The organism is Pseudoxanthomonas sp. CF385, assembly GCF_900104255.1.
Lineage (GTDB): Bacteria > Pseudomonadota > Gammaproteobacteria > Xanthomonadales > Xanthomonadaceae > Pseudoxanthomonas_A.
Map to the genome: position 1 here is coordinate 166,591 of NZ_FNKZ01000003.1, position 26,022 is coordinate 192,612.

The window sequence follows — 26,022 nt, forward strand, 5'->3', positions numbered from 1 at the left end:
TGTTGCAACGTCCCCGCCTCCATCACGAAGACGTCATTGCCCTCGCCCTGGCTGACGCCGCCGGAGATCGCACCGCCCCGCATTTCCAGCCGGTCGGCGCCCGCGCCGAACTCCACGCCGGCCACGGTTCCGCGGATCGTGCCGCGGTTGACCAGCGTGCCGTTCGCGGCGCCGGCGAAGACGACGCCCACGCCCGCCAATGCCTCGATGCTGCCGTCGTTCACCACCGTGCCGCCGGCGGCCAGGACGATGCCGCGACCGGACTGGCTGCTGATGCGTCCCGACGCTTCGTTGGTCACGCGTGCCGCGGTATCGAGGATGCTGATGCCGTGCCCTGCACCGCCGAGCGCGGTCAGGGTGCCGCGATTGACGACGACGTTGTCGGCGCCGCCATTGACGAGGATCGCGTTGGCGCCGGTGCCGCTGGCGGTGATGGTGCCGGCGTTCTCCAGCGTGTTCGCACTGCCGCCCAGCGACAGCAGGCCGTTGGCATTCGCCCCGGTGGTGGTGATGGTGCCGGCCGCGGTGTTCGACAGCAGGTTGCGGCTGCCGTTGGTCTGGAGGCCGTCGGAGGTACTGCCCGCGGTCACGATGCGGCCGCTGTTCGTCACGACATTGTCGCTGCCTTGCGCGAACACCGCATCAAGCGTATTGCCCGCCGTGAGCTCGATCGTGCCCTGGTTGTCGACCCGACTCGCGTCGCGGATCCGCACGCCGGGTCCACTGGCAGGCGCGAGCACGGCCCCTGGAAGCAAGGTCACGCCCACATCGCGGCTGTCGGGCGCAGCGACCACGCCCGTGGTGGCGGGATTCGGCGCGGACGTATCGCAGACGACGCGTTGTCCCGTCGTCGGCGCAAGGGTGTTGCATGCGCCCCATGCCATGGAAGGCGTCGCCAAGGCGGTCAACCCCAGCCACCCCACGATGGCGAGCGAGAGGCGGTCCTTTCTGGGAAGCGGCATGATGGGCCTCCTTCTTCCAACGATGCGATGCGATCGGCGTCGGGCGGAGCCGGGCCCCCTGTGGCCCGCGCCCGCTGCAAGGCGGGCGGATGTCGTGGCGCCGACTATGCGATACCGCGTTTCGAAACGCGTTCACGCCGCACTCACGCCCCATCCCCGTTTCTGGCCGGGTACTGGCCGACACCGACCGGTTCGTCCGTCGTTGAAGGTGAAGGCTCGGCGTCCCTGGCAGGGCATTCCCATGCGCACAGCGTTGCTCGCGTTGCTGGTCCTCTACATCCTGTGTTGCCTGGGTGCGCTCGGGCTGATCGTCGTCAGCCAGAAGAGCCTTTATGGCCTGGCACCGGATCCTCTCGCAGCCGTGTTCGCAATCGTGCTGGCCTTGCCGTGGAGTCTTGCCCTGCACGGGCTGCCATCGCTGGGCGCAAGCCAGGCACTCGCGTTGCTCGCGACGGGCATGGCGCTCAACCTCGCGATCGGGATCGGTCTGATGCGCCGGTGGCGCTGATCGCGGGCGTGGCCATGCATCGCGCCTCCACGCCGTCACCGGAAACGGAAACGGCCTCCTTCCGGAGGCCGTTCGATCATGCGGCGGCGGGCGTGGACTCAGTCGCGTCCGTTGCCCTTCCCGTTGCCTTTGCCGCTGTTGCCCTTGCTGCTGTTGCCTGGCCCTTTGCCGCTATTGCCCTGCCCGTGGCCCGCGTGGTCCTGCTTGGCTTGACCGGACTGCGCCTTGCCGCTGTTGCCGCCCTTGCCATGGCCGGGACCATGCTTGGACCAGTCCACGCTGACGCGCTGGTCGACGCGGATCGGATAGCCCCAGCGGTCGTAGGTGCCGACCGCGCCGTTCTTCAACGCATGGAACTCGCGCGAGCCGGGCTTGATGCCCATCTGCTTGGCGAGGTTGCCCCAACCGATGCCGGGATTACGGTCGTAGCGCTGCACCACGTCCAGGCACGGGATGCCCAGCGCGCGTGCGATGGAGCAGGCGAAGTACACGTCGCCCGGGGCCCAACCGCGGCGATCGAGCAGCTCGAGCACCAGCGAGCGCGGCGCACCGTAGTAGCCGGTCATCTCCGACACGAACGGATCGCGGTAGCGCCGGCCGTAATCGTTGATCTCGCCCAGGCGCGTGTCGACCCAGACATCGCCGGTGCGGATGTTGTAGCCCACGGTCTGCGCGTGCGCAGGCATGGCGGAGGCCATGGCGAACCCCAGCGACGCCACCATCACAGCGGTCTTCAATGTCTTCATGTCGGAGCCTCCTTCGTTGCGGTGGCGAGAGTCTTGGCGCGACGGCCTGAATCCTCAATGAGGCCGCCGGCATTACGTGAGATGTGGCGGGGACCGCGCGAGGACGCGCCTCCGGCAAGCGTGACCGTCATCACTCCCGCCTTCCGGCCAACGCCTACACTGCGCGGGCGCCGGGGTGGCGCAGCCGCCTGATCCCGTTCCCTTGAGCGACGAACCCAACGACCTCCACCGCCCGCATCCCGCCCTCGAGATGAAGCCGAAACGCCGCGATTTCCGCCTGGACATCATCGTCCTGCTGGGCTCCATCACGGCGGTGACCATCGCGCTGTTCGGCGTCTATCGCTGGTCCACCGGGCACCGGCTCATGGCATGGCTCGACATGGGCATCGTCGCCGTGGTGTGCGTGCCGGTGGTCTATGCTTGGCGTACCGGCGACAGCCGACGCGCGGGCAGCGTGCTGGCCGTGCTCAACTCCCTCGCCACCTTCGCCGCCTGCGTGCTGAGCGGACACACTGCGCTCAGCTGGACCTATCTGGTGCTGCTGACGAACTTCTTCATCGCGCACCGGTGGTTGGCGGTCGCCTGCAATCTCGCGCTGATCGCGGGCATGCAGGCGATACCCGGTTTCTTCCATGACGGCATCCACGCCGCGTCGGTATTGATCAGCGCCCTGCTCGTCACCGGCTTCTCGCATATCTTCGCCTCGAGGACGCAGGACGACCGCGCGCGTCTGGAGCGGCTGGCGGCGCTCGATGCACTGACCGGACTGCCGAACCGGCGCACCATGGAACGCGTGCTGGCCGAGGCCGTCGACGCCTTCCAGCGCACCGCGCGCGGATTCGGCCTGGTGGTGCTCGACCTGGACAGGTTCAAGGAAGTCAACGACCTCTACGGCCACGCCGCCGGCGACGCCGCCATCGCGGACCTGGCATCGATCCTGCGCTTCGAGATGCGGCGCAACGATCAGGTGTTCCGGTTCGGCGGCGAGGAATTCGTCGTCCTGCTGGAAGTCGACTCCAGTGCCGACCTCGAAGCCGCCACCGAACGCCTGCGCAAGGCCGTACGTGGTGGCCTGCGCGGACCGGGCGGGCGGATCACGATCTCGCTGGGCGCGGCGCTGCTGCGCGATCAGGAAAAGACGTGGCACGACTGGTTCTCGCGCGCGGACGCCGCGCTTTACCGCGCCAAGTCGGCCGGCCGCGACAATTACGTCATCGCGGACGACCTGTTCTAGCCATCCGTCATCCGCGTGCGTCGTCGCGGCGATGCCACCAGCGGTACAGCACCGGCAGCACCAGCATTGTCAGCAGCGTCGACGACACGATGCCGCCGATCACCACCGTGGCCAGCGGGCGCTGCACCTCGGAACCGGCGCCCACGTTGAGCGCCATCGGCAGGAAGCCCAGCGACGCGACCAGCGCCGTCATCAGCACCGGACGCAACCGCCCCAGCGCGCCGTCGACCACGGCCGTGTCGAGGTTTCCGCCCTGCTCGCGCAGCTTGCGGATGAAGGCGATCATCACCAGGCCGTTGAGTACGGCCACGCCCGACAATGCGATGAATCCCACGCCGGCCGAGATCGACAGCGGGATGCCGCGCAGCGCCAACGCCACCACGCCGCCGGTCAGCGCCAAGGGCACGCCGGTGAACACGATGGCCGCGTCCTTCGCCGAACCGAACGCCCAGAACAGCAGTGCGAAGATCAGCACCAGCGTGACCGGCACCACCACGCCCAGGCGCTGGCCGGCGGAGATCAACTGCTCGAACGTACCGCCATAGTCCACCCAGTAGCCGGCGGGCACCTCGACCTCCGCATCGATCTTCTGCCGCAGCTCGCTCACGAAGCCACCCAGGTCACGGCCGCGCACATTGGCCGTGACCACGACGCGGCGCTTGCCGTTCTCGCGGTTCACCTGGTTGGGGCCGAGCGTCGTCGCGATCGTGGCGACCTCGCGCAGCGGCACGGTACCGGGCGCGCCGGAATCCCAGCCCGGCGTGCGCGTGGATTCGTCCAGGTTGCCGTCGCCACCCAGCGGAATGGGCAGGTCGTGCAGCGCCGCAGGATCCTGGCGCAGCGCTTCCGGCAAACGCACGACGATGTCGAAGCGGCGATCGCCCTCGAACAACTGGCCGGCGACCTCGCCGCCGACAGCGGTAGCGACGGTGTGCTGCACATCGCCCGGGTTCAGTCCGTATCGGATCAGCGCCTGCCGGTCCGGCGTGATGGTCAGCAGCGGCAGCCCCGTGGCCTGTTCCAGGCGCACGTCGGCCGCACCGTCCACCGCCTTCGCCACGGCTTCCACCTGTTCACCGAGCTTCACCAGTGTGTCGAGGTCGTCGCCGTAGACCTTGATGGCGACGTCCGCGCGCACGCCAGAGATCAACTCGTTCATGCGCATCTGGATCGGCTGGGTGAACTCGTAGTTGTTGCCGGGGATCTGCTTTACCGCGGTCTCGATCTCGGCCACCAGCGCCGCCTTCGTCTTGCGCGGATCGGGCCACTGGTCGCGCGGCTTGAGCATGATGAACGTATCGGCGACCGACGGCGGCATCGGGTCCGTCGCCACCTCGGCGGTGCCCAGCTTGCCGAACACGCGCTGCACTTCGGGGAACTGCTTGATCCGCGCCTCCAGCGTGGACTGCATGTGCACGGCCTGGTCCAGGCTGGTGCCCGGAATGCGCATGGCATGCATCGCGATGTCGCCCTCGTCCAGGCTGGGCACGAACTCCGACCCCAGCCGCGTGGCCAGCACGCCGCACAGCACCACCGTCGCCAGCGCGCCGGCGACCACCGGCACCCGGCGACGCAGGGCCCACGCGAGCGCCGGCGCATAGGCGCGACGTGCCCACTGCATCAGGCGCGTGTCCTTCTCCTGCACCTTGCCGCGCAGGAACAGCGCGATGGCGGCGGGCACGAAGGTCAACGACAGCACCATCGCGCCGGTCAGCGCCAGCACCACCGTGATCGCCATCGGGTGGAACATCTTTCCCTCCACGCCGGTGAGCGCGAAGATCGGCAGGTAGACCGCGGTGATGATGCCCAGGCCGAACAGGCTGGGCCGGATGACCTCGGCCGTCGCGGATGCGGTGGCATCCAGGCGTTCCTCTTCGGTCAGCGTGCGTCCCAGGGCATGCTGCAATTCGCCAAAGCGGCGCAGGCAGTTCTCGATGATGATCACCGCGCCGTCGACGATCAGGCCGAAGTCCAGCGCACCCAGGCTCATCAGGTTGCCGGACACGCCGCCACGGACCATGCCGGTCAGCGTGAACAGCATCGCCAGCGGGATCACCGCCGCGGTGATGAGCGCGGCGCGCACGTTGCCCAGCAACAGGAACAGCACCGCGACGACCAGCAACGCGCCTTCCACCAGGTTCTTCGCCACGGTGCGGATGGTGCGGTCGACCAGCGAGGTGCGGTCGTACACCGGCACCGCGCGCACGCCGGCGGGCAGGCTGCGGTTCGCGTCGGCCAGGCGGGCCGCGGTTGCCTGCGCGACCTCGCGGCTGTTGGCGCCGATCAGCATGAAGGTGGTGCCCAGCACGACTTCGCGCCCGTCCATCGTGGCCGCGCCGGTGCGCAGTTCCGGGCCCTCGCCCACCTGCGCCACATCGCGCACGCGGATCGGCACGCCATCGCGGCGGTCGAGCACGATGTCGCGGATGCCGTCCAGGTCGGCCACCTGCCCCGGTGCACGGACGAGGAACTGCTGGCCGTTGCGCTCGATGTAGCCGGCGCCGACGTTCTGGTTGTTGGTCGCCACCGCGGTGACCACGTCGTGCAGGGTGAAGCCCAACGCGACGAGGCGCGCGGGATCGGGCGTGATGTGGATCTGGCGCGCGAAACCGCCGATGGTGTTCACCTCGGTCACGCCCGGCACGTTGCGCAGCTGCGGCCGTACCACCCAATCCTGCAGTGTGCGCAGGTCAGTGGCCGTGTACGGCGTGCCGTCCTGCTTGCGGGCCTTGTCGTCGGCCTCCACCGTGTACATGAAGATCTCGCCCATGCCGGTGGCGATGGGACCCATCTCCGGCTCCAGGCCGTCTGGCAGCTGCGACTTCACCTGCTGGATCCGTTCGGCCACCTGCTGGCGCGCGAAATACAGGTCGGTGCCGTCCTCGAACACCACGGTCACCTGCGACAGCCCGTAGCGCGAGATCGACCGCGTGTAGTCCAGGTCCGGCAGGCCGGCCAACACGGTCTCGATCGGGAAGGTCACCCGCTGTTCGGCCTCCAGCGGCGAATAGCCGTCGACCTGCGTGTTCACCTGCACCTGGACGTTGGTGATGTCCGGCGTGACATCGATGGGCAGCCGCGAGAAGCTCCAGCTACCGACCGCGATGAGCGCCAGCGTCAGCGCCAGCATCAGCCAGCGATGGGCGATGGCGAAGCGCAGGATGCGTTCGAGCGGGCCCTGCGGCGTCGGGATCGTGGCATCAATGGTCATGCGAGGCCCCCGACTTCTCGATGTCGGCCTTCACCAGGTAGCTCTGTTCCACCACCACCTGGTCGCCGGCCTTGAGGCCCGACAGCACCTCGACGCGTTCGGCATCGCGCTTGCCCAGTTCGATCGGGCGGATCTCGTACGTCTCGCCGACGCGCACGAACACCACGTTCCAGTCGCGGAACGTCTGCAGCGCCGCCACCGGCACCACCAGCGCGGCCGGCTGCTGTTCCACCGTGATCCGTGCCTTCACCGCGGAGCCGGGCCGCCAGAGGCCGTCGGCGTTCGCCAGTGTGGCGCGTGCGACCGTGCTTTGGCTCGCGGTTGCGGTGCCGGGCAGGACGCGCTCGAGCGTGGTCTGCGCGGTAGCCCCATCGCTCAGGCGCGTCACCGTCACCGGCACGCCCGGCACGATGTGCTGCGCATCGGCGCCGAACACGTGCAGGTCCACCCACAGCGAGGACAGGTCGGCGACCTCGAACAGCGTCGCGCCTTCGGTCGCCACGCTGCCCACGCTCGCGTTGCGTGCCAGCACGACGCCGCTGATCGGCGTGGTCACCGGGTACGTGGTCAGGCTGAGATTGCTTTCCACCGTCGCCAGCGCCTGGCCGGCCCGCACGCGATCGCCCACGTTGGCGGTGAGGCGGCGGATAGGCCCCGGGAAGCGCGCGGCGATGTTGGCGACCCGGCCTTCTACCGGCGTCAGCAGCCCCTGCACCTCGTGTTCGTCGGCGATCACGCCGGCTTGCGCGGGCGCGACGCGGATGCCGGAGTCTTCGGCGATCTTCGCCGCGATCGTGGTGCGGCCTTCATAACTGGCGTAGGTCCAGCGCAGGGCCTTGCCTTCCACGCGGGCGAGCACTTCGACATCGAACGAATGCGGTTCGCCGACCACGGTCTTGGCGAGCAGGCTGCCATCGGCCTGAGGCACGAGCGCGTGGCTCTCGCGGACGCCGCCCAGGCGGACGAGGCGCACCTCGACCGTACCCGCGGTCGCCGGCAGCGGCTTGCCTTCGCGGTAGAGCCAGGCCTGGTAGGTCGGCGGCGTGCCGCTTTCGGCGATGGCCAGTTCGACGGTCACACCGTCCTGGGCCAACAGGCGCCCACCGTGTTCGCCACGCGCGGACTCTTCCGCGCCGTGCGCGTCGCCTTCGTGGCCGTGGCCGTCTTCGGCGTGATCGTCCTGGCCGGCATCGCAGGCGGCGAGCAGCAGGGACAGCGCAAGCGCGCTCATCAGGGGACGCAGCATCATGGGGTCGTTCCTTCCGGTGAGGCGGCAGGGGCGGCGACGAACGCCTGGCCGGTAAGCCGCTGGATTTCGATCAGGGCCGCCTGCGCGTCGAGCGCGGCGTCGAGTTGCTGGCGGCGGGTCGCGGTCGTCTCCGACTGCAACTGCGCCCATTCGAGGTAGCTGATGGCGCCGCCGCGGTAGGCACGTTCGGCGGCCTGTTCGGCGCGCAGCAGGCGCGGCAACACGTCGGTGCGGGTGCGCGCGACATCGAGCTGCGCCACGCGGTAGCGGCCGTGCGCGTCGGCCAGCGTGGAGTACAACGCCACGTCACGCGCTTCGCGCTCGATCTCCAGCGCCGCGAGCTCGGCCTCCGCCGCACGGATCTCGGGACCGGCGCGACGCGCGCTTCCCAGCGGCAACGAGACGCCGCCGACCAGGGCCATGTCGCCGCTGTCCTGCATGCGACGCACGCCGACCTGCCAGTCGAGGTCCGGCGAAGACGCACTGCGCGCCAATCGGACACGCGCCTCACGGAGGCGGCGCTCGTCGGCGAACTGGGCCAGTTCCGGCGTGCCGTCCAGCAGCGCGGCCAGTTCCGTCGCATCGGCGATGGCCGGCAGCGCCAAGGGATCCGCCGGGGCGATGTCGAACCGCGGCGCACGTTCGCCCCACAGTGCGGCCAGATGCTGACGCGCGGCGGCGTCCTGCTGCTCGGCGCGGGCGAGCGCCAGTTCGGCGCGCGCCAGGGCCGCCTGCGCGGTGAGCACGACCGACTCGGGCGATGCGCCCGCCTGCAGGCGCTGGCGCGCGGCAGCGACGGTGCGCCGGCGCTGGGCGATGTCCTGTTCGGCGATCGCCTTCTGGGCGCGTGCCGCGGCGACAGCGAGGTATCGGCGCGCGACATCGGCCAGCAGGTCCAGGCGCTGCGTCTCGCGCTGCAGGGCGAGCGCATCGATGCGGGCCTGGGCCAGCGTTCGCCGTGCGTCCAGCTTGCCGCCGCGCTCCAGCACGCCGGCCAGCGTCAGCGTCGCTTCGGCTTGGCGGAAAGCACGCGCCTCGCCGCTGCCGAGGGCGTTCTCGATCTCCAGCCCGGCACGCAGGGCCGGCCGCAGCGAGGCGACGTCGTACTCCGCCTGCAACACGCCGCGGCGGGCGTCGATCAGGCGCAAGTCGGGATGGACGCGGGCGACCCGGGCGATGGCGTCGTCGAGCGTCAGTGAATCAGATGAAACAGCGGGCGATGGCGCCTGCGCGTGCACGCACGGCGCGATCGCGAAGGCGGCCAACGCCGCCAGTCGCAACCACATGGGGAAATCTCCGGGAAGTCGGTGATGGAACGCCGGGCGACGGAACTCAGCCCGGCACGGACATCACGCGACGATCGGAGGACGCAGCAGCGAAGCCGGCCGCGAGGGCGGCACGGGGACGGGATCGGCCAGCGGCGCCGCAGACGCCGGCGGCATGCCGGGCATAGCGAACACGGCCGGCACGATGGCGGTCAGGTGGCCGCAGCAGTGGCTGGCATGCATCAGAGCGTGCAGCAGGTCGCCCTCGCCTGCGTCGCCGTCGGCATGGCCATGGGCTGCGGCGGCGTCGCCATGCTCGCTGACCGCATGCAGGTGGTCGCTGCCGTTGCCCAGCTCGTGCAGGTCGCCCAGCGAGGCCAGCACAGGGTTGGCCAACACCGCCAACAGCAGCAGCGCCAGCGCAGGCAGGCGGAGCAAGGCGAAGCGGCGGCGGTGCAGGAAGCGGAGCATCGGCGGACATGCTAGCCGCCTGCGGTGGCGTTAGACAATTCCACGGCGCCCGGCGCCCACCGGCTGGAACGGGTCTTGCAGCGACCCGCCCGACCCCGTCGGAAACGCGCCATGTCTGAGCAGGACGAAAGCGGCGAACGCACAGAACTACCTACCGAAAAACGCCGCCGCGAAGCCCGCGAACAGGGCAACATCCCGCGCTCGCGCGAGCTGGCGACGGCGGCCGTCTTCGGCGCGGGCGTGCTGGCGATCACCGCCATGGGGCCTTCCCTGGCACGGAACACGCTGGGCTGGATGAAGATCGCGCTGACGCCGGACCCGGCCCTGATGCGCCAGCCGGACCAGTTGTTCGGCTACGTCGGCCTGCTGCTGCTGAAGCTGCTGGCGGTGGTCGCGCCGGTGGCCGGCATCTGCGTGCTGGCCGGCCTGGCCGCGCCGATCGCCATGAGCGGTTTCCAGTTTTCGCAGAAGGCGCTGATGCCCGATTTCAAGCGGCTCAGCCCGGCCGCCGGCCTCAAGCGCCTGTACGGCGCCGAGAGCGTGGCCGAGCTGCTGAAGTCGCTGCTGCGCGTGACCCTGATCGGCGGTGCCGCGGCGATCTGCCTGAAGCTGGGCCTGAATCCCCTGCGCGAACTGCTGACGATGCCGCTGGAGCAGGCCGTGCGCAGCGGCCTGGGCTTCACCAGCACCCTGCTGCTGGCCACTACCGGCGGCCTGATCCTGCTGGCCGCCCTGGACGCGCCGTACCAGAAGTGGAACTGGCTGCGGAAGCTGAAGATGACCCGCGAAGAGCTGCGCCAGGAGATGAAGGAAAGCGAGGGCAGCCCGGAGGTGAAGGGCCGCATCCGGCAGATGCAGCACCAGCTGTCGCAGCGCCGGATGATGGAAGACGTCCCAACCGCCGACGTGATCGTCGTCAACCCGACCCACTACGCCGTCGCCCTGAAGTACGAGGCCGGCCAGATGGGCGCCCCCCGCGTCGTGGCCAAGGGCGTGGACGAACTGGCCCTGCGCATCCGCGAAGTGGCCGACGCCCACCGCATCGCCATCGTCTCCGCGCCGCCTTTGGCACGCGCCTTGTATCGCGAGGGTCAGCTTGGCCGAGAAATCCCCGTGAGACTGTACGCCGCCGTTGCCCAGATCCTCTCCTACGTGTACCAGCTGCGCGCCTGGCGCGTGGGCGATGCCCCGCACCCGGACATGCCGGCCGTGGACGTGGATGAGCACGGAGGCAAGGCATGAGCGCGCAACCGGCGACCGGCGGCCTGCGCTGGATGGACATGCTGAAGAACGGCCTGGGCGCGCCCCTGGTCGTGCTGGCGCTGCTGGCGATGGTGGTCGTGCCGTTGGCCCCGGCGGTGCTGGACGCGCTTTTCAGCTTCAACATCGCCATTTCGCTGGTGGTGCTGCTGGCCGTGATCTACGTGAAGCGGCCGCTGGATTTCACGATCTTCCCGATCGTCCTGCTGATGACCACGATGCTGCGCCTGGCGCTGAACGTGGCGTCCACCCGCGTGATCCTGCTCAACGGCCAGGACGGCCACGAGGCCGCCGGCAAGGTCATCGCGGCCTTCGGCGAGTTCGTCGTGGGCGGCAACTACGCGGTCGGCATCGTGGTCTTCGCGATCCTGACCATCATCAACTTCGTCGTCATCACCAAGGGCGCCGGGCGCATCGCCGAGGTGTCGGCGCGCTTCATCCTGGACGCGATGCCCGGCAAGCAGATGGCGATCGACGCCGACCTCAACGCCGGCATCCTGACCCGCGAGGAAGCCAAGGCCCGGCGCGAGGAAGTCCGCGCGGAAGCCGACTTCTACGGTTCGATGGACGGTGCCAACAAGTTCATCCGCGGCGACGCCATCGCCGGCATCCTGATCCTGTTCATCAACCTCATCGGCGGCTTCGCCGTGGGCATGTTCCAGCACGGCATGCCGGCGGCCGACGCGGCCTCCACCTATACCCTGCTGTCGATCGGCGACGGCCTGGTGGCGCAGCTGCCGGCCCTGCTGGTCTCCTCCGCGGTGGCCATGCTGGTCACCCGCGCCTCGCGCTCGGAAGACATGGGCCAGGCCGTGATGGGCCAGGCCTTCGGCCAGCACAAGGCGCTGGCGGTGGCCGCCGGCGTACTGGGCCTGGTCGGCCTGGTGCCCGGCATGCCCAACGTCGCCTTTTTGACGCTGGCCGCGATCCTCGGCTACGTGTCCTGGAAGATGTGGAAGCGCACCCAGGAAGGCCCGGAGGCCGCCGGCGGCGATATCGCCGCTCTGCCTGCCCCCGGCGCCCCGGACCGCAACGCCGAACTGACCTGGGACGAACTGCGCCCGGTCGATCCGCTGGGCCTGGAAGTGGGCTACCGGCTGATCCCGCTGGTGGACAAGAACCAGGGCGGCGAACTGATGTCGCGCATCAAGGCGGTGCGCCGCAAGCTCACCCAGGACCTGGGTTTCCTGATCCCGCCGGTCCATATCCGCGACAACCTGGAACTGCCATCCAACGGCTACCGCCTGCTGGTGCACGGCGTGCCGGTGGCCACGGCCGAGATCCACCCGGACCGCGAACTGGCCCTGGACCCGGGCGGCGCCTTCGGCGCCATCGACGGCATCCCCGGCAAGGATCCGGCGTTCGGCCTGGACGCGGTCTGGATCCAGGCCCACCAGAAGGCCACCGCCGAGTCGCTGGGCTACACCGTCGTCGATCCGGCCACGGTCATGGCCACCCACCTGTCGCACCTGGTGCGCGAACACGCCCCGGAACTGCTCGGCCACGAGGAAGTGCAGCAGCTGCTGTCGCAGCTCGGACGCAGCGCGCCCAAGCTGGTCGAGGACCTCACGCCCAAGGCGCTGCCGCTGGCCACCGTGGTGCGCGTGCTGCAGAACCTGCTGGTCGAACGCGTGCCGATCCGCCAGCTACGCCGCATCGTCGAGGCGCTGGTCGAGTTCGCCCCGCAAAACACCGATCCGGCCGCGCTCACCGCCGCCGTGCGCACGTCGCTGGGCCGTTTCATCGTGCAGGAGATCTCCGGCATGACCCCGGAACTGCCCGTCTACACCTTGGCGCCGAATCTGGAACGCGTCTTGCAGGACAGCACCCAGGGAACCGGCGCGGCGCTGGAACCGGGACTGGCGGAACGCCTGCACCAGAGCCTCGCCGACGTGGTGACCAAGCAGGAAGCCCGCAGCGAGCCTGCGGTGGTGCTGGTACCGGGTTCGGTCCGCGCCGCCCTCGCCCGCCTGGTCCGCCACAGCGTCCCCACGCTGTCGGTGCTGGCCTACAGCGAGGTTCCCGAGGACAAGCGGTTGAAGCTGGTCGGCACGATCAGCTGAGACCGGGAGCAGCAGAACCCGACGCGATATAGAACCGGATAGCACGCCATGAAAATCAAACGCTTCGTCGCTCCCGACATGCGCACCGCCTTCGCCATGGTCCGCCAGGAACACGGCCCGGATGCGGTGATCCTGTCCAACCGCGTCACCGAGGACGGCGTCGAGATCGTCGCCGCCAGCAACTACGACGAAGCGCTGGTCAAGCACACGCTGGACGCCATGCGCCCCGCGACCGGCAACGCCCCGCTGCACCCGTTGCTCGATCCGGCACAGCAGGCCGCCGCGCCCGCCCGCGCCACGCATACGAACACCGCTGCACCCGCACCGGCCGCCCCCACGCTGTCGCCGGCCGAAGCCGCCGCGAGCTACTTCGCGCGCCGCCAGACGCCCGCCGCCCCGGCCACGCCAGCGCCCGTCCGCGCCGAAGCCCCCATCGCACCGGTGGCGCCCGCCATCACTGCACCGGTGGCCGCCGCCAATGAAGCGCCGCCGCGCTTCGCTCCCAGCCTGCCGGTCCGCGAGATCGCGCCGCAGCTGATCGAACCCGAATCCTTCGCCGCCAAGCTGGCCGCCTGCCTGCCGGAACTGCCTGCCAACGAACCGGCGCCGGCCCTCGCGCCGATCGCCGAACCGGTGGCACCGGCGCGCGCCCGGACCGCCGTGCGTGCCGAGGCCGACGAGAGCCTGGACCTCGACGCGCTGCTGCCGTCGATCGCGCCGCCGGTCGCACTGCCGGAGCCGGCGCCCGCACCGAAGGTCGCTGCCCTGCCGGTGGCGCGCGCACCCATTGCCGCATCCCTTCCTGCACCTGCCGCCGTCACCGTGCCCACGCTGACCGTGGTGGCCGACAACGTCGCCGACGCCCGCGAGAGCGACGAGCAGCTGGTGCACATGCGCGGCGAGCTGGCCGCGATGCGCGAAATGATCGAACGCGAGATGCATCGCCTCACCGACGAACGCCTGCGCGGCTCGCCGGTGCGCATGCAGGCGATGGAGCTGATGGAGGACTACGGCTTCGACGCCGGCATCACCCGCGACATCGCCCTGCAGATTCCCGCCGATACCGAAGCCCATCGCGGCCGCGGCCTGATGCTGGGCCTGCTGTCGAAGAAGCTGCCGGTCACCGAGATCGACCCGCTGGAAGCCGGTGGCGTGATCGCCCTGGTCGGCCCCACCGGCGCCGGCAAGACCACCACCATCGCCAAGCTGGCGGCGTGCTTCGCGCAGCGCCACAACGCGCGCGACGTGGCCCTGGTCACCACCGACACCGTGCGCGTCGGCGGCCGCGAACAGCTGCACGGCTACGGCCGCCAGCTCGGCATCGCGGTGCACGAGGCCGACAGCGCGCAGAGCCTGGCGCTGGTGCTGGAGCGCCTGCGCGACTACAAGCTGGTGCTGATCGACACCGCCGGCCTGGGCCAGCGCGACCGCAACCTGGTGGGCCAGCTCAACTGGCTGCGCGCCTCCGGCCAGGTGCAGACGCTGCTCTGCCTGCCGGCCAACTCCCATTTCTCCGACCTGGACGAAGTCGTCCGCCGCTTCAGCACCGTGCAGCCGCAAGGCGTGGTGCTGACCAAGCTGGACGAGACCGGCCGCCTGGGCAGCGCGCTTTCGGTGGTCGTCGACCACCAGTTGCCGATGGCCTGGGTGACCGATGGCCAGCGCGTGCCCGACGACCTCCACCGCGCCAACAGCGCCCACCTCGTGCTGCGGCTGGACCAGCTGCGCCGCGAAGCCGACGAACCCTGCTCGACCGAGGCCACCCATGTCGCCTGACCACCTGCTGCAGACCAATCCGCGCAGCACCCCGCCGATCCCCGCCGCGTTCCATCCGGTGCGCGTCATCGCCATCACCGGCGGCAAGGGCGGCGTGGGCAAGACCAACGTCTCCGTGAACCTCGCGATTTCGCTCGCCGAAATGGGCAAGCGCACCTTGCTGATGGACGCCGACCTCGGCCTGGCCAACGTCGACGTGCTGCTCGGCCTGTCGCCGAAGTTCACCCTCGCCGACCTCGTCGCCGGCCGCTGCCAGCTCGAAGACGTACTGCTGGAAGGCCCCGAAGGCCTGATGGTGGTGCCGGCCTCGTCGGGTTTCCGCCACATGGCCGAACTGACGCCGGCCGAGCATGTCGGCCTGGTCAATGTGTTCTCCGAACTGCAGCGTGCGCTCGACGTCATGGTCGTCGACACCGCCGCCGGCATCACCGACAGCGTGCTGACCTTCTGCCAGGCCGCGCAGGACACGGTCGTCGTGGTCTGCGACGAGCCGGCTTCGATCACCGACGCCTACGCCCTGATCAAGGTGCTGGCGCGCGAACGCGGCCTGGACCGCGTGCACGTCATCGCCAACATGGTCCGCGACCCCAACGAGGGCCGGAAGCTGTACGAGAAGCTGGCCCGCGTCTGCGAGCGCTTCCTCGGCGACGTCGCCCTGCACTACCTGGGCGCCGTGCCGCAGGACGATTGGCTGCGCCGCGCGGTGCAGCGCCAGCAGGCCGTCGTGAAGGCCTACCCGGGCAGCCCGTCGGCGCGCGCCATCACCGACATCGCCCGCGTGGCCGCCCGCTGGCAGCCGCCGCAGGGCGCGCGCGGCAACGTGGAGTTCTTCGTCGAACGCCTGATCCAGCGGGGGGTGGCCGCATGAACACCGCCGCCGCCCACTACCGCGCCGTGCAGCGCAGCGCCGCTACGGACTCCGTCACCCAGCACGCCGACCTCGTCCGCCGCATCGCCCACCACCTCGCGGCGCGCCTGCCGGCCAGCGTGGAGATCGACGACCTGATCCAGGCCGGCATGATCGGCCTGATCGAAGCCTCGCGCAGTTACGACGCCGAACAGGGCGCTTCGTTCGAAACCTACGCCTCGATCCGTATCCGCGGTTCGATGATCGACGAAATCCGCCGCGGCGACTGGGTGCCGCGCTCGGTGCACCGCCGCGCGCGCCAGGCTGCCGCCACCGTGCGCGAGATCGAACAGCGCACCGGCCGCGCCGCCATCGCCACCGAAGTCGCCTCGGCGATGGAGATGCCGTTGCCCGAATACCTGCGTCTGATGGAGGACGCCGCGCGCGGGCAGGTGCTCAGCCTGGAATCGCACATCGACGACCACGGCGAACCGAACACCGCCCGCACCGGTGGCCCGTCGCCGCAGCAGAACCTGGAGCGCAGCGAGTTCCGCCAGCAGCTGGTCAAGGCCATCGGCCACCTGCCGGAGCGCGAACAGCTGGTGCTGTCGATGTACTACGAGAAAGAACTCAACCTGAAGGAAATCGGTGCGGTGCTCGGCGTCAGCGAGTCCCGCGTCTGCCAGATCCACGGCCAGGCCATGGTCCGCCTGCGCGGCCGCCTGCAGGTGTTCGAGAAGGCCGACGCCGGCCTGGAAGACCAAGACTGAAGATTTCCCGCGGCCTGCCGATAAGGCTCCGGTAGGCCGCCGCGTGCAGCCCCTGCCCTGCCCTCGCCCCTGACCGGGCACGCTTTACTGGAGTTCGAAGTGACCGCCAACAAGAACATGCGCATCCTGATCGTGGACGATTTTTCCACCATGCGCCGCATCATCAAGAACCTGCTCAACGACCTGGGCTACACCAACACCGCCGAAGCCGAAGACGGCAACAGCGCGCTGACGGCCTTGGCGCAGGGCAGCTTCGACTTCGTGGTCACCGACTGGAACATGCCCGGCATGACCGGCATCGAGCTGCTGAAAGCGATCCGCGCCGACGAACGCTTCAAGACCCTGCCCGTGCTGATGGTCACCGCCGAGGCCAAGCGCGAGCAGATCATCGAAGCCGCACAGAACGGCGTGAACGGCTACATCATCAAGCCGTTCACCGCGCAGACGCTGGAAGAGAAGCTGGGCAAGATCTTCGAACGCCTGGGAGCCGCTGCCTGATGAACGCCGTCGCCGACATCACCGGGGCGCGCGCCGCGCTGGTGGAAAGGCTGCAGCACGCGCTCGATGCCCTGGAACAGGGCGACGAGGCCGGCTGGCGCCGCGAGCTGGACACCATCGCCGCCTGGCGCACGCAGCCGATGATGCAGGGCCTGGGTCGCCTCGCCCGCGAACTGGCGCAGACCCTGGGCGAACTGCCGCCGACCGACGCCGGCGAACTCGACGATGCCTGCTCGCGCCTCGACCACGTCGTCGAGATGACCGAACAGGCCAGCCACAAGACGCTGGACCTGGCCGAACAGTGCCGGGGCTACGCCACCCAGCTCAAGGGCACCGCGCTGTCGGCCGAACAGGCCGCGCTGGTGGACAGCATCGGCAAGGGCCTGTCGGAAATGGCGCTCGCCCAGAGCTACCAGGACCTTACCGGCCAGATCATCCGCCGGGTCGCCGGCATCGTCCGTCGCGTGCACGAGGGCTTCGGTGCGCTCGGGCTGCCGCCGCCGGAGAAGAAAGAGACTTCAGAACTCGCCGGTCCGGCCGTTGCTGGTCTTGACCGCAACGCGTTCTCGCAGGACGACGCCGACGACCTGCTCTCCGGCCTGGGCCTGTAGCCCACGGCCGGGCGCTGCGGAACCGGAGACCTGCCATGCGCCACCGTTCCGTCCATCGCCATCCCCTCCTCCTGCTGTTCGTCGGGCTGCTGCTGGCCTGCGATGCGATCGCGCGGCGCCTGACCGCGCGCCGCGCCGCCGCGCCACACCTGGTCCACCCCGCCCGCTGATCGACCGCTTCCGGTAACCGCCTGTCCATGTCCGCCGTCACGCCCGAAATCGCCGCCGACTTCCTGATCGAAGCCCAGGAAATCCTCGACCGCCTGGGCGAACAGCTGGTCACGCTCGAGCAGGACCCGACCGACAGCGAACAGCTCAACGCGGTCTTCCGTGGCTTCCACACGCTCAAGGGCGGCGCCGGCTTCCTCGGCATCCAGGCGATGGTCAATCTCTGCCACGCGGCGGAGGAGACCCTCGGCCTGGTGCGTGCCGGCCGGGCGACGCTGGAATCGCACCACTTCGACGCCGCCCAGCAGTCGCTGGACTACCTGCAGCAGATGCTGGACGCGATCGGCGCCGGCGAAGAACCGCCGCACGCACCGCAGGCGCTGATCGACCAGTTCGACGTGAATGGCGGCGCACCCGTCGCGACGCCTGCCGCCGCAGTGGCCGTGGCGCCCGCCGCCGGCGATCTGATCAGTGACGACGAGTTCGAAGCCTTGCTCGACCAGTTACACGGTGACGCCGCACCGACCCAGGTCGTCGCGCCGGCGCCCGTCGCGGCGCCGCGTCCCGCGCCGGCCGCGCCCAAGCCGATGCCGGCGGCGAAGCCTGCCGCGAAGGCCGGCGGCGAGGCCGAACAGACCATCCGCGTGGACACCAAGCGGCTCGACGCCATCGTCAACCTGGTCGGCGAACTGGTGCTGTCGCGCAATCGCCTGAAGACCCTGCGCGCCCGGATCCGCGACGAAGAGCTCGATCGCGCGGTGAGCAGCCTGGACATCGCCACCGCACGCCTGCAGAACGCGGTCATGCGCACGCGCATGCAGCCGGTCGGCAAGGTGTTCTCGCGCTTCCCCAAGGTCGCGCGCGACGTCGCCCGCCAGCTGCAGAAAGAAGTCGACCTGGAGCTGGTCGGCGCCGACACCGAACTGGACCGCAACCTGGTCGAGGCCCTGGCCGATCCACTGGTGCACCTGGTCCGCAACGCCATCGACCACGGCATCGAAGTGCCGTCGCTGCGCGAAGGCAGCGGCAAGCTGCGCCAGGGCCACGTGCGCCTGTCCGCGCAGCAGGAAGGCGACTTCGTCACCATCGAGATCCGCGACGACGGCGCCGGCATCGACCCCGAGCGCCTGCGTGCCAAGGCGCTGGAGAAGGGCCTGATCGATCCGGAAGCCGCCGCGCGCCTCACCCACGACGAATGCCTGCAGCTGATCTTCCTGCCGGGCTTCTCGACCAAGGCCGAAGTCACCGACATCTCCGGCCGTGGCGTGGGCATGGACGTGGTCCAGTCCCGCATCCGCGAACTCAGCGGCCAGATCACCATCCATTCCGACGTGGGCCGCGGCAGCCGCTTCGTCATCCGCGTGCCGCTGACACTGGCCATCCTCCCCACCCTGCTCGTGCAGGCCGGCGAGCCGGTCTACGCGCTGCCATTGGCGCGGGTGATGGAAGTCCTGCATGCGCCCGCCGCCAGCCTGCGCTGGTTCGACGGCCGCGCCGTGCTGGATCGCCAGTCGCATACCTTGCCGCTGGTGGACCTGCGCGACTGGTTGCAGGTGGAACCCGCGGCGGCACCGTTGCTCACCATCGTGGTGCTGCAGATGGGCGACCAACGGTTCGGCCTGGTCGTCGACCAGGTCCGCGGCCGCGAGGAAGTCGTCATCAAACCGCTACCGCGCGCCGTGCGCGGCCTGCCCGGCTACGCGGGCGCCACCCTGATCGGCGACGGCCGCATGGCCCTGATCCTCGACGTGGACGGCCTGCGCGCGACGGCGTGACGCGGTGAGCTGTCGTCGGAGCCGGGCTGTTGTGGGAGCGACGTAAGTCGCGAGTTGTTCCCTTCAGACATCCAGCCCTTGTTCCATCCCGTCTCGCGGTCATCGCGACTTACGTCGCTACTACAAGAGAGATCCAGGTGTGATCCCGGTCGCGACTTGCATCGCTCCTGCAGGGATCGCGCCTCAAGTAGACCTGAACCGGGCCGATAGATCAGCACATGGACATCTTCAGCCTCATCGGACTCCTGCTCGCGCTGGTCGCGCTGGTCGGTGGCAGCATCCTCAAAGGTGCCGGCCTGTCGTCGCTGTGGTCCTCGGCGGCGTTCGTGATCGTGATCCTGGGCACCATCGCCGCGATCCTGGTGCATACGCCGCCTCCGGTCTTCAAGCGTGCGCTGGCCATCGTCCGCTGGGTGATCCGTCCGCCGGGCAACGACGGCGAGGCGCTGATCGCCGAGATCGTCGACTGGAGCAACATCGCCCGCAAGCAGGGCCTGCTGGGGCTGGAGCCGCTGGTCAACCAGCAGGACGACCCCTTCCTCAGGAAAGGCCTGCAGATGCTGGTCGACGGCGTGGAGCCGGAATCGATCCGGCACATGATGGAGATCGACCTCAACGGCCAGGAGCACCAGGACCTGGCGGCCGCGAAGGTGTTCGAGGCGATGGGCATCTACGCGCCCACGCTGGGCATCATCGGCGCCGTGTTCGGCCTGATCGCGGTGATGAAGAACCTCGCCGACCCCAGCAAGCTGGGCCACGGCATCGCCGCCGCGTTCACCGCGACGATCTACGGCATCGCCTCGGCCAACCTGTTCTTCCTGCCCATCGCCAGCAAGCTCAAGAGCGTGATCGGCGGCCGCAGCCGCGAGCAGGAAATGATCATCGAAGGCCTCATCGCCATCGCGCAGGGCGAGAACCCGCGCAACATCGAGGCCAAGCTGGCCGGCTTCCTGCACTGAGCCGGCGCGACGAATGGCACGCCGGCACAAGCACGAGGAACACGCCAACCATGAGGCCTGGGCGATCCCCTACGCCGACCTCATGACCCTGCTGCTCGCCTTCTTCGTGGTGATGTACGCCATTTCCACGATCAACGAAGGCAAGTACCGGGTGATGGCCGATGCATTGACCGCGGCATTCGGTGGCGCGCCGCGCACGATCAACCCCGTGCAGGTCGGCAACCACCAGTTGCAGGGCGCGGACTTCGACCGTCCCTCGCCGATCAAGTCCGGCGCCAAGGAAGGACCGTCGGCCCCGTCGCCGTCGCCCAACGTCACCCTGCTGGCGGCGATGGCCTCGCAGATGAACATGTCGCTGGACGCCAAGGGCCTGCAGAGCGCCCAGGGCGAGCTCAAGCGCATCGCCGACGACCTCGAGCGCGCGCTGGCGCCGCTGATCGACGAGAAGCTGGTCACCATCAAGCGTTCCACCCTGTGGCTGGAAGTGCAGATCAACAGCGACATCCTGTTCGCCACCGGCTCGGCCACCCTGGACCCCCAGGCGCAGGAGACGGTCGGCAAGCTGGGCGCGGTGCTGGCCGGCGTGCCGAACTCCGTCCGCGTGGAGGGCTACACCGACGACCGTCCGATCCGGACCGCCCAGTTCCCCTCCAACTGGGAGCTGTCGTCCTCGCGCGCGGCCAGCGTGGTCCACCTGTTCGTCCGCGACGGCATCCCGCCGGAGCGGCTGGCGATGATCGGCTACGGCGAGTTCCGCCCGATCGCCGACAACGGCACCCTCGAAGGCCGCAACGCCAACCGCCGCGTGCTGCTGATCATCCTGGCCAGCCCGGGCGGTCCGGCACCGGAATTGCATGCGCAACAGGAACCCGTCGGCGCGCCGTCAGTGATCTCGCTGCCGCCGCTGCCGGCCCACGCCGCGACGCCCATGCCCGGAGCGCCGCCGGCGCCCCAGGTCCATGAAGGAGTCCAATGATGCGCGTGTGGGCGATCGCCAACCAGAAAGGCGGTGTTGGCAAGACCACCACCACCCTCGCCCTCGGGCGCGGGCTGGCCATGCGCGGTTTCCGCGTGCTGCTGGTGGACCTGGACCCGCATGCGTCGCTGACGCGCGCCTTCGGCGTGCCGGCCGAACCGCAGCCGGCGGGCGTGCTGGATCTGTTCGACGAGAACCCGGCGGAACTTCCGCGCCTGGCGCGGGCCACCGAGATCGAGAACCTGGCCTTCGTCGCCGCGCAGACGCCGCTGGCCACGCTGGAGCGCCGCAGCGCCACCCAGCCCGGCCTCGGCCTGGCGCTGTCGAACGCGCTCGCGCGCGCCGGCGCGGCCTACGACTACGTGCTGTTCGACTGCCCGCCCACGCTCGGCCTGCTGATGGTCAATGCGCTGGCCGCCGCCGACCACGTGATCATTCCCACCCAGACCGAACCGCTGGCCCTGCACGGCCTGAAGGGCATGTGCCGCACCAGCGAGATGATCGAGCGCTCGCGCCGCCGCGCGCTGCCCGTGTCGATCCTGCCCACCCTGCACGACAAGCGCACGCGCACCGGCGCCGATACGCTGAAGGCGATGCAGGACGCGCACGGCGACGCTGTGTGGAACGACGCTATCCCCAACGACACCCGCATCTGCAGTGTCGAAGCGCTGACGCATTCCGCGCCCGCCGCGCAGTACCCCGGTCGCGGCCTGTCGGCCTACCGTCGTGCGCTGGACTGGTTGTTGCTGACCGAGGCCCGCGCCACGGAGCAGGCCGCATGACCACGCCCGCCGTTCTCGACGACTACCTGCAGGACCTGCTGGGCGACGTCGCCCTCGCGCCTGCCGCCGCCCCCGCGATCGCCCTGGCCGATACGCCGGCAGCGGTCGTCGTCGAGCCTGCGCCTGTCGCCGAAGCCCCGGTCGTCGAAGCCCCCGTCGTGGAAGCGCTTGTTGCGGAACCACCCGTCGTGGCCGCGCCGACCTTGGCGGTTGCGCCGGTACGCGCGGACGCCGACCTGATCACCGACGACGAGTTCGAGGCGCTGCTGGACCAGTTGCATGGCGACGGCGTACCGCAAGCCATGACCGAGGCCACGCCGCTCGCGGAAACGCCTGCCCCTGTGTCCACGCCTGCGCTCGCCATCGCACCGACGCGCACGCCTGCGGGCGACGTCATCTCCGACGACGAATTCGAAGCACTGCTCGACGAACTGCATGGCGGCGCCGCACCGACCGCGCGTGCGCCGACGCCGGACCCGGCGCCCGCGCCGGTCGCGCCGGCTCGCCCCGCCGTACCGCGCGCCCTGCCGCCCCTGCCCACCCATCCCTACCTGCAGACGCCCGTCGACACCGGCGAGCGTCGCCGCGCCACCGAGCGCAAGACGCGCTGGTTGCGCCTGCGCTGCGACCAGCAGCACTACGCCCTGGAGCTGCTGAAGGTGCAGGAAGTCGTGCGGCCGGCCACGCTGCTGCCGCTGCGTGGCGCGGCTTCGCACATGCTCGGCGTGATGAACCTGCGCGGCCAGGTGGTGCCGGTCCTCGACCTCGGCCTGTACCTGGGGCGCCGCGCGATCGAACCCGACGCGACCACCCGCATCGTGGTGCTGGAAGAACATGGCGAGATCCTCGGCCTGCGCGTCAGCGCGGTGGAGGACGTGGCCAGCCTGAGCGACAACCAGATCGAATCCCCGGACAACGCCCGCGTGGGCCGCATCGCCAATCCGCTGTTCCGCGGTGTGGCGCGCCTCAACGAACGCGCGGTGATCCTGCTGGACGCCTCGCAGCTGCTGACCTGATTCCATGCACCGCCGCCTGCGACAGTCCGACCTGCGTCACACATTCACGCGCGCCCCTCAAGAGCCGTCGGCCCGCGCCGATACCTCCTCTAGAGCCGCCCTTCCGGAGACACGATGAGCGCAGTGCCCCTGGGTGACGACCTCGGCATCGAGGCCGCCACCGACCTCAAGCAGCATCTCGCCCTGCACGTCGCCGATGCGGCGCCGCTGGTGCTGGATGCCGGCACCGTGCAGCGCATCCACACGGCCAGCCTGCAGGTGCTCTGCAGCTTCGTGCGGCAGCGACAGCAGGCGGGCCTGGCCACCGACTTCGGCGCCGTCAGCCAGAGCTTCCGCGACGCCGCACGCCTGCTGGGCGTGGGACGCGAGCTGGGCCTGCCGGCCACCGACAACAACATCAATACGCAACAAGTGGAGAACGCCGCATGAGCGCACGCATTCTGGTAGTGGACGATTCGGCCTCGATGCGACAGATGGTCGCTTTCGCCCTCAGCTCGGCGGGCTTCTCCGTGGACGAAGCGGAAGATGGCCAGGTCGCGCTCGGCCGCGCGCAGGGGCAGCGCTTCAATGCCGTCGTCACCGACGTCAACATGCCGAACATGGACGGCATCTCGCTGATCCGCGCGCTGCGCGGACTGCCGGACTACAAGTTCATTCCGATGCTGATGCTGACCACCGAGTCGGCCGCCGACAAGAAGGCCGAGGGCAAGGCCGCCGGCGCCACCGGCTGGCTGGTGAAGCCGTTCAATCCCGAACAGCTGGTCGCCACCGTCCAGAAAGTCCTGGGCTGATCGCCCCTCTCCCGCACAACCGCCATCCGCCACAGGTCTCCGTCGCAATGAACATGGACATGCAGCGCTTCCACGCCACGTTCTTCGAGGAAAGCCGCGAAGGGCTCGAGGCCATGGAAGCGGGCCTGCTGTCGCTGGAACAGGGCAGCCGCGACGGCGACCTGATCAACTCCATCTTCCGCGCCGCCCACTCGATCAAGGGCGGCTCCGCCACGTTCGGTTTCGACGCCATCGCCGGCCTGACCCACGTGCTGGAGACGCTGCTGGACGAACTGCGCGCCGGCCAGCGCGCCGTCAGCCCGCCGGCCGTGGACGCGATGCTCGCCTCGGTCGATGTGCTGCGCGCGTTGCTTGCCGAAGCCGAGCACGGCACGCCGGCCGATCCCGCCGCCGTGCAGGCGATCAAGGACCGCCTCAACGCCGTGCTGACCGGACAGGATGCACCCGTCGCGGTCGCCGCCGCACCGAAGGCCGACGAAACGCCCGAGGGCTGGAAGATCGGCTTCACGCCGGCGCCTTCGTTGTTCATGAGCGGCAACGATCCGCTGCGCATCATCCGCGAACTGGAACACCTCGGTCCGCTGGAAGTCGCCTGCCGGCTGGAGCGCCTGCCCGGCTTCGACCAGCTCGATCCGCTCGAAGCCTACCTCGCGTGGGACCTCGGCCTGATCGGCAAGGTGCCGCGCAGCGCGGTGGACGATGTCTTCGCCTGGGTCGTCGACGACTGCGAACTCGATATCCAGCCGATGCAGCGCGATGCCATCCCGGTCGCCGCCGTCGAAGCCGCGACGGCCGCACCCCTGGCCGTCGTCGGCGCGACCGCATCCGCCCTGCCCGCCGCTGCACCAGCGCAGGCCGCCGCCAACGACACCGCCGAAACCTCGATCCGCGTCAGCGTCGACAAGATCGACGGCCTGATCAACCTGGTCGGCGAACTGGTCATCACCCAGGCCATGCTCAAGCAGGTGTCGGGCGTGCTCGATCCCGCGCAGTGCGAACGCCTGTTCGCCGGCCTGGACCTGCTGGAGCGCAACACGCGCGACCTGCAGGAAGCCGTCATCGGCGTGCGCATGCTGCCTGTCGATGCGGTGTTCCGCCGGTTCCCGCGCCTGGTCCGCGACCTCTCTGCCCGCCTCGGCAAGCAGGTGCGCCTGCGCACCGTCGGCGAGGGCACCGAACTCGACAAGGGCCTGATCGAGCGCATCGCCGATCCGCTGGTCCACCTGGTCCGCAACTCGATCGATCACGGCCTGGAAATGCCCGACGTGCGCGCGCAGGCGGGCAAGGACGAGACCGGCACGATCACCCTGGCGGCGTCGCACCAGGGCGGCCACATCGTCATCGAAGTCAGCGACGACGGCCGTGGACTCAATCGCGAACGCATTCTCGCCAAGGCGGCCGAACGCGGCCTCGCCGTGCCCGAGAATCCGACCGATGCCCATGTCTGGGACCTGATCTTCCAGCCCGGCTTCTCCACTGCCGACGCGGTCACCGACCTGTCGGGCCGCGGCGTGGGCATGGACGTGGTCCGCCGCAACATCCAGGCGCTGGGCGGCGAAGTGCAGCTCGAAAGCGCTGCCGGCCAGGGCACCCGCGTGGTGATACGCCTGCCGCTGACGCTGGCCATCCTCGACGGCATGGCGGTGTCGGTGGGCGACGAAACCCTGATCCTGCCCCTGACCTACGTGCTCGAGGCCCTGCAGCCGGTGGCCGAGGACGTGCGTACCGTCGCCGGCGACGGCCGCGTGCTGCGCGTGCGCGGCGAATACCTGCCGATGGTCGCGCTGAACGACTACTACCGGTACGGCGACGCACGCGCCGACGAGCCGCTCGTCGTCGTGGTCGAGGCCGATGGCCAGAAACTTGCACTGGAAGTCGATGAACTCATCGGCCAGCAGCAGGTGGTGGTCAAGAACCTCGAGAACAACTATCGCCGCATCGACGGCATCTCCGGCGCCACGATCCTCGGCGACGGTCGCGTCGCCCTGATCGTCGACGTAGGCGGCCTGGTCCGCTCGCGCCGGATGCAGCAGGCCGCCTGATCCCTTCCTTCCGCGTGCCCTTTCGTCGCCGCAGCCCGGCGA

Annotated in this window: 22 protein-coding genes and 1 pseudogene; 18 read left to right on the top strand and 5 right to left on the bottom strand. The window is 69.7% G+C overall.

The window, feature by feature from the left end:
- Window positions 1-36 precede the first annotated feature (36 nt).
- Complete coding sequence (locus BLT45_RS16210) at window positions 37-1,470, top strand: hypothetical protein (protein ID WP_139188042.1); 1,434 nt, start codon at window positions 37-39, stop codon at window positions 1,468-1,470.
- 98 nt (window positions 1,471-1,568) lie between these two features.
- Here the strand turns inward: BLT45_RS16210 and BLT45_RS18565 are convergent, their stop codons facing one another.
- Window positions 1,569-2,216: a hypothetical protein gene (locus BLT45_RS18565; RefSeq protein ID WP_254771928.1), complete on the bottom strand. Its 648-nt coding sequence runs from the start codon at window positions 2,214-2,216 to the stop codon at window positions 1,569-1,571.
- A gap of 250 nt (window positions 2,217-2,466) precedes the next feature.
- Between BLT45_RS18565 and BLT45_RS16220 the strand changes: the two genes are divergently transcribed.
- The gene (locus tag BLT45_RS16220; RefSeq protein ID WP_093303477.1) at window positions 2,467-3,450 is read left to right on the top strand and encodes a GGDEF domain-containing protein; all 984 of its coding nucleotides are present in this window, start codon (window positions 2,467-2,469) and stop codon (window positions 3,448-3,450) included.
- Between the two features lie 7 nt (window positions 3,451-3,457).
- Here BLT45_RS16220 and BLT45_RS16225 read toward each other — a convergent pair whose 3' ends face one another.
- The 4 genes from BLT45_RS16225 to BLT45_RS16240 all read right to left on the bottom strand — a co-directional run bounded on the left by BLT45_RS16225 (window position 3,458) and on the right by BLT45_RS16240 (window position 9,646).
- Complete coding sequence (locus tag BLT45_RS16225; RefSeq protein ID WP_093302911.1) at window positions 3,458-6,661, bottom strand: efflux RND transporter permease subunit; 3,204 nt, start codon at window positions 6,659-6,661, stop codon at window positions 3,458-3,460.
- Window positions 6,651-7,907 carry an efflux RND transporter periplasmic adaptor subunit gene (locus BLT45_RS16230; protein WP_093302915.1) on the bottom strand — a complete coding sequence of 419 codons (1,257 nt, stop codon included), beginning with the start codon at window positions 7,905-7,907 and terminating at the stop codon, window positions 6,651-6,653. Before BLT45_RS16230 ends, BLT45_RS16225 begins: the two co-directional genes overlap by 11 nt.
- Window positions 7,907-9,196: a TolC family protein gene (locus tag BLT45_RS16235; RefSeq protein ID WP_093302919.1), complete on the bottom strand. Its 1,290-nt coding sequence runs from the start codon at window positions 9,194-9,196 to the stop codon at window positions 7,907-7,909. Before BLT45_RS16235 ends, BLT45_RS16230 begins: the two co-directional genes overlap by 1 nt.
- Window positions 9,197-9,259: 63 nt before the next feature.
- Complete coding sequence (locus BLT45_RS16240) at window positions 9,260-9,646, bottom strand: hypothetical protein (RefSeq protein ID WP_093302923.1); 387 nt, start codon at window positions 9,644-9,646, stop codon at window positions 9,260-9,262.
- Between the two features lie 111 nt (window positions 9,647-9,757).
- Between BLT45_RS16240 and flhB the strand changes: the two genes are divergently transcribed.
- The 16 genes and pseudogenes from flhB (at window position 9,758) to BLT45_RS16315 (ending at window position 25,980) form a co-directional block, all read left to right on the top strand.
- Window positions 9,758-10,888 (top strand): flagellar biosynthesis protein FlhB, encoded by a 1,131-nt coding sequence (gene flhB / locus BLT45_RS16245; protein ID WP_093302927.1) that lies wholly within the window; start codon window positions 9,758-9,760, stop codon window positions 10,886-10,888.
- Window positions 10,885-12,969 (top strand): flagellar biosynthesis protein FlhA, encoded by a 2,085-nt coding sequence (gene flhA, locus BLT45_RS16250; RefSeq protein ID WP_093302932.1) that lies wholly within the window; start codon window positions 10,885-10,887, stop codon window positions 12,967-12,969. The genes flhB and flhA overlap by 4 nt, the downstream gene beginning before the upstream one ends.
- Window positions 12,970-13,017: 48 nt before the next feature.
- A complete protein-coding gene (gene flhF, locus BLT45_RS16255; protein ID WP_093302937.1) occupies window positions 13,018-14,745 on the top strand; it encodes a flagellar biosynthesis protein FlhF in 1,728 nt (575 codons plus the stop codon).
- Window positions 14,746-14,800: 55 nt separating this feature from the next.
- Window positions 14,801-15,613: pseudogene (locus BLT45_RS16260) on the top strand (MinD/ParA family protein); the annotation flags it as partial.
- On the top strand, window positions 15,610-16,362 hold the full coding sequence (locus BLT45_RS16265) for an RNA polymerase sigma factor FliA (RefSeq protein WP_093302945.1): 753 nt from the start codon (window positions 15,610-15,612) through the stop codon (window positions 16,360-16,362). The pseudogene BLT45_RS16260 and the gene BLT45_RS16265, both read left to right, overlap by 4 nt.
- Window positions 16,363-16,479: 117 nt before the next feature.
- Window positions 16,480-16,860: a chemotaxis response regulator CheY gene (cheY, locus tag BLT45_RS16270; protein ID WP_093303480.1), complete on the top strand. Its 381-nt coding sequence runs from the start codon at window positions 16,480-16,482 to the stop codon at window positions 16,858-16,860.
- Window positions 16,860-17,471: a protein phosphatase CheZ gene (locus BLT45_RS16275; RefSeq protein WP_093302948.1), complete on the top strand. Its 612-nt coding sequence runs from the start codon at window positions 16,860-16,862 to the stop codon at window positions 17,469-17,471. Before cheY ends, BLT45_RS16275 begins: the two co-directional genes overlap by 1 nt.
- A 35-nt stretch (window positions 17,472-17,506) precedes the next feature.
- The gene (locus BLT45_RS18635; protein WP_256385851.1) at window positions 17,507-17,641 is read left to right on the top strand and encodes a hypothetical protein; all 135 of its coding nucleotides are present in this window, start codon (window positions 17,507-17,509) and stop codon (window positions 17,639-17,641) included.
- Window positions 17,642-17,668: 27 nt separating this feature from the next.
- Entirely contained in the window at window positions 17,669-19,414 is a 1,746-nt protein-coding gene (locus tag BLT45_RS16280) for a chemotaxis protein CheA (protein ID WP_093302953.1), read from the top strand.
- 218 nt (window positions 19,415-19,632) lie between these two features.
- Complete coding sequence (locus BLT45_RS16285; RefSeq protein ID WP_093302956.1) at window positions 19,633-20,373, top strand: flagellar motor protein; 741 nt, start codon at window positions 19,633-19,635, stop codon at window positions 20,371-20,373.
- Between the two features lie 13 nt (window positions 20,374-20,386).
- Window positions 20,387-21,349 carry a flagellar motor protein MotD gene (motD, locus tag BLT45_RS16290; RefSeq protein WP_093302961.1) on the top strand — a complete coding sequence of 321 codons (963 nt, stop codon included), beginning with the start codon at window positions 20,387-20,389 and terminating at the stop codon, window positions 21,347-21,349.
- Window positions 21,349-22,131 (top strand): ParA family protein, encoded by a 783-nt coding sequence (locus BLT45_RS16295; RefSeq protein ID WP_093302964.1) that lies wholly within the window; start codon window positions 21,349-21,351, stop codon window positions 22,129-22,131. Before motD ends, BLT45_RS16295 begins: the two co-directional genes overlap by 1 nt.
- On the top strand, window positions 22,128-23,147 hold the full coding sequence (locus tag BLT45_RS16300; RefSeq protein ID WP_093302968.1) for a chemotaxis protein CheW: 1,020 nt from the start codon (window positions 22,128-22,130) through the stop codon (window positions 23,145-23,147). The genes BLT45_RS16295 and BLT45_RS16300 overlap by 4 nt, the downstream gene beginning before the upstream one ends.
- 114 nt (window positions 23,148-23,261) lie before the next feature.
- Window positions 23,262-23,576 carry an STAS domain-containing protein gene (locus tag BLT45_RS16305; protein WP_093302972.1) on the top strand — a complete coding sequence of 105 codons (315 nt, stop codon included), beginning with the start codon at window positions 23,262-23,264 and terminating at the stop codon, window positions 23,574-23,576.
- Window positions 23,573-23,938 (top strand): response regulator, encoded by a 366-nt coding sequence (locus BLT45_RS16310; RefSeq protein WP_093302975.1) that lies wholly within the window; start codon window positions 23,573-23,575, stop codon window positions 23,936-23,938. The genes BLT45_RS16305 and BLT45_RS16310 overlap by 4 nt, the downstream gene beginning before the upstream one ends.
- A gap of 47 nt (window positions 23,939-23,985) precedes the next feature.
- The gene (locus tag BLT45_RS16315; protein ID WP_093302978.1) at window positions 23,986-25,980 is read left to right on the top strand and encodes a chemotaxis protein CheA; all 1,995 of its coding nucleotides are present in this window, start codon (window positions 23,986-23,988) and stop codon (window positions 25,978-25,980) included.
- Window positions 25,981-26,022: the final 42 nt, after the last annotated feature.